General features: G+C 75.0%; 5 protein-coding genes and 1 pseudogene. 2 read left to right on the forward strand and 4 right to left on the reverse strand.

From position 1 onward, the window contains the following. Nucleotides 1-104 (reverse strand): helix-turn-helix domain-containing protein (locus DLJ47_RS37895; protein WP_146228112.1); only part of this gene is annotated, 104 nt, incomplete at its 3' end. A gap of 23 nt (nt 105-127) precedes the next feature. Here DLJ47_RS37895 and tnpA point away from each other — a divergent pair. Next, complete coding sequence (gene tnpA / locus DLJ47_RS17780; protein WP_109901086.1) at nt 128-544, forward strand: IS200/IS605 family transposase; 417 nt, start codon at nt 128-130, stop codon at nt 542-544. Nucleotides 545-1,195: 651 nt separating this feature from the next. Here the strand turns inward: tnpA and DLJ47_RS37495 are convergent. The 3 genes and pseudogenes from DLJ47_RS37495 to DLJ47_RS17795 all read right to left on the reverse strand — a co-directional run. Next, nucleotides 1,196-1,342, reverse strand: a pseudogene (locus DLJ47_RS37495) (MOSC N-terminal beta barrel domain-containing protein); the annotation flags it as partial. Further along, entirely contained in the window at nt 1,339-1,986 is a 648-nt protein-coding gene (locus DLJ47_RS17790; RefSeq protein ID WP_109901088.1) for a phosphotransferase, read from the reverse strand. The pseudogene DLJ47_RS37495 and the gene DLJ47_RS17790, both read right to left, overlap by 4 nt. Before the next feature lie 183 nt (nt 1,987-2,169). Further along, nucleotides 2,170-3,048, reverse strand: a complete 879-nt coding sequence (locus tag DLJ47_RS17795) for an alpha/beta fold hydrolase (RefSeq protein ID WP_109901089.1) — start codon at nt 3,046-3,048, stop codon at nt 2,170-2,172. Nucleotides 3,049-3,214: 166 nt separating this feature from the next. Between DLJ47_RS17795 and DLJ47_RS17800 the strand changes: the two genes are divergently transcribed. Next, on the forward strand, nt 3,215-3,997 hold a 783-nt coding region (locus tag DLJ47_RS17800; RefSeq protein WP_146228113.1), incomplete at its 3' end, for an AfsR/SARP family transcriptional regulator.

Genomic DNA, 3,997 nt, shown 5'->3' on the forward strand with positions numbered 1-3,997 from the left:
CGCAGCCCGTCGTTGAACACCACCCGCGCGCACCCGAACGCCCGAGCCAGCTCGATCTGCTGGCCGGGCGTCGGGTAGACGCGGAAGTTGTAACGAAGCTGCACATCGGACAGTCTACCCTTGGTCTATGGCTGGCCCCCTGGATGTTCGCACCGGTAGACACTGTGTCTTCGTCCTGCACGCCCACTTGGTCTTCGTGACGAAGCTCCGGCACAGGGTGTTCACCGACCAGCACCTGACCCGCCTAGAAGAAATCATGCGGGCGGTATGCGCCGACTTCGAGTGCGACCTGGTCGAGTTCAACGGCGAGGGCGAGCACGTGCACCTACTGGTCAACTTCCCGCCGAAGGTCGCCTTGTCGAAGCTGGTCAACAGTCTCAAGGGTGTGTCCTCGCGACGGATGCGACAGGAGTTCCCCGACCTGGTACGCCACTACTACCAGGCCAACAGGCTGTGGTCCGCCTCGTACTTCGCCGGGTCCGTCGGCGGTGCCCCCTTGACCGTTCTGCACCAGTACATCGAGCAGCAGAACAGGCCAACTTAGAACACGCCCGAGCCTAGGCGACCCTCCCGCGCCGGCCTTCACCCCCGCCCTAAAGGGCGGAACACTGGCCCGCATCTCGGTAGCGCACCGGCTCGAAGCCGTCGCCCGACCCTTCGCCACCGGCGCGGTCGTCCGGTGCCCTGATCGAGTGGCCGGGGAGGCCGCCGGCGCGGTCGTCCGGTGCCCCGGTCGGGTGGCCGGGAGAGCCGCCAGCGGGGTCGTCCGGTGCGCTGGTCGCGGCGCCGAGCGGGCCGTGGTTCCGCCGCCGTCCCGGCCGGTGGCGCCGCCTCGGGGTTCGGCGGTCTCGGCGGCCAGCCGGCGCAGGGTCGCGGTGGTGACCAGGTGGATCGGGGCGAAGTCGAAGAACGTCCCCGGCGCGGCGGTGCCGAGCGGGCTCAGGTCCACCGGCACGTCCGCGGTGACGCCGGCGTCCAGCACCGCCTCCGGCCGGGGCCGGTCCAGCACCGCCTCGTCGGGTGGCGTGCCGGTCAGCGTCACCGGCGCGCCGAGTTCCCGGGACAGCACCTCGTCCACCTCGGCGTCCACGCTCGACACCGTCCGCCCGTCGGGGAGGATGATCCGGACCGGCCCGGGCGCGGCGCCGGACGCCCGGAGGGTGAGCAGGCCCCGCCAGTGTCGCGGGTGCTTCGCGCTGGCCACCCGGCCGGTCTCCCGGTGCACCAGGGCGAGCCCACGGTCGCCGGCCACACCCGTCGCGGTCACCTCGGCCGCGGTCAGCCGCTCGCCCAGCATCGACTTGACCGGGTACCGCCAGAGCTGGGCCAGCCGCCCGGTCATCCGGTCGCCCCGGCCCGGACCAGGGCAGCCGCCTCGGCCACCCGGTCGGCGCCGTACGGACCGAGCCGCGCCCGGACGACGACCGCCTCCGCCAGCAGATCCAGCGGCCCGACCTCGGCCAGGTACGCGCCGAGCAGGCCCCGGGCCGGCCCGGTCAGGTCGTGGGCCGGATCGGTGGCGACCTCACCGACGATCAGCGCGGTGACGGCCAGGTCCAGCCCGGGCGGCCCCTCGGCGCTGTTCCGCCAGTCGACGACCACCGGGCCGTCCGGAGTCAGCATGACGTTCTCCGGGTGCAGGTCGAGGTGCAGGATCCGGTCCGCCGGGTCGATGGACCGCCGCGCGGGCAGCGCGTGCAACCGCTGCAGCAGGTCGGCCAGGATTTGGCCGGCGGACCGGACGTCGATGCTGCCCGTGGCGGCCGCCGCGGCGAGGGTCGGACCGGTCAGCCGGCGCATGACCAGGTCCGGCCCGTCCGCCTGGTACACCTCGGGGACCGGATAGCCGAGCCGGTGCAGATACGTCATCACCGCCGCCTCGTCCCGGACGTCACCACCGCGCCGGTAGCGGCGCAGCCCCCGCCCGTCGCCGAGCGGATAGACATCGGCGTCACGGCCGGAGGCGAGGGGAAGTGACGCGCTCACGCCGCCACCGTAACCGGGGCGGCGTCGCCGCTGCCGCCCCGGCGGGCCGGCTCGCCGCGACACCCGCCCCGCGCCGGCGCCGGTTCTTCGCGACACCCGGCTCGCGCCGGGCCGGCTCGCGCCGGGCCGGCTCGCCGCGACACCCCCCGCGCCGGGCCGGCTCGCGACACCCGCCCGCGCCGGCTACCGGGCCAGCAGGGCGCGCAGCGCGGCGACGACCTCGGCGGGCGCCTCCTCGGCCATGAAGTGCCCGCAGGAGACGGTGCGGTGCTCCAGGTCCGCCGCCCACGCCCGCCACAGCCCGGCGGCGTCGAAGCCCAGCGCCGCGCCCCAGTCCTGCTGGAGCACGGTTGCCGGCATCCGCAGCCGGTTGCCGGCCGCCCGGTCGACCTCGTCGTGTGCCACGTCGATGCCGGCCGACGCCCGGTAGTCGGCGACGATCGAGGGAACCGCCGCGCGGGACGCCGCCAGGTACGCGTCCCGCACCTCCGCCGGGATGGCCTCCGGATCCCGCGTCCAGATGTCGAGGAAGTGGCCGAAGAAGGCGTCCGGGCTGGCGCCGATCAGCTGCTCGGGCAGGCCGGGCGGCTGGGCCATCAGGTAGAGGTGGAAGCCGACGGCGGCGCTGGTGCCCCGCATCACCTCCCACATGTCCAGGGTGGGCAGCACGTCGAGCGAGGCGAGGTGGGTGACCGTGGCCGGGTGGTCGAGACCGGCGCGGATGGCGACCAGGGCACCCCGGTCGTGCCCGGCCAGGGCGAAGCGCTCGTGGCCCAGGGCCCGGGCCAGCGCGACGACGTCGGCGGCCATCGTCCGCTTGGCGTACCCGGTCCCGTCGGGGTCGGTGGGCTTGTCGCTGTCGCCGTAGCCCCGCAGGTCGGGGCAGATCACTGTGTGGTCGGCGGCGAGGTCGGCGGCGACGTGCCGCCACATGAGGTGGGTCTGCGGGAAGCCGTGCAGCAGCACGATCGGGCTGCCGGAGCCGCCGACGGCCACGTTGAGCGCGACGTCGTCGGCGACGGTGACGCGGCGGTAGTCGAATCCGTGGATCCTCTGGTTCACGATGCGCCTGCCTAGATCTCAGGTGTGGTGTCGCCGGCGGGCCGCCGGCGTCCGGACCCGTCGAGCGTGACCGGTGGGAATCAGCGGTGGATGAGCAGCGGATGAGTGCCGTGCCCGCCGACCAGGGCGATCACCTCGCCACGGGCGCCCGCCTAGATTGGGTGCCATGACGGGGGCGGCGACGGACAGGGTGGCCTTCGGCGTGCTCGGGCCGGTGCGCGCCGTCGACGCTGGTGGCCCCGTCCCGCTGAAGGGGCCCCGCCAGCGTGCGGTGCTGGCCCGACTGCTGATCGCCCGGGGCCGGGTGGTGCCGGTCGAGCGGCTCGTTGGTGACCTCTGGGCGGAGCCCGCCGACGGCGCGGTGGCGGCGATCCGCACGTTCGTCGCCGATCTGCGCCGCGCCCTGGAACCCGACCGGCGGCCCCGACAACCCGCCCGGATGCTGGTCACCGCCCCGCCCGGCTACGCGCTGCGGGCCGCGCCGGACTCGGTCGACGCCTGGCGGTTCGAGGACGCGGTCGCCGCGTCCGGCCGGCTGCTCGCCGCCGGCCAGGCCGGTACGGCGCTGGACCGCCTGACGGACGCGCTCGCCCTGTGGCGCGGCCCCGCGTACGCCGAGTTCGCCGGCGAGGGCTGGGCCCGCGCGGAGATCAACCGGCTGGACGAACTGCGGGCACTGGCGGTGGAGCGCCGGGCCGAGTCGCTGCTGGCGCTGGGCCGGGCCGCCGAGGCTGCCACCGAGCTGCGGACCCACGCCGAAGCACACCCGCTCCGCGAGGACGCCTGGGTGCTGCTGGCCCTGGCCCGCTACCGGTCCGGCCGCCAGGGCGAGGCACTGGCCGCGCTGCGCCAGGCCCGCGACACCCTGGTCACCGAACTCGGGGTGGACCCGGGCCCGCGGCTGCGGCAGCTTGAGGCGGACATCCTCGCCCAGGCCCCGCACCTGAAC

This window comes from Micromonospora sp. S4605 (assembly GCF_003176715.1).
In the GTDB taxonomy this organism is placed as follows: domain Bacteria; phylum Actinomycetota; class Actinomycetes; order Mycobacteriales; family Micromonosporaceae; genus Micromonospora; species Micromonospora echinaurantiaca.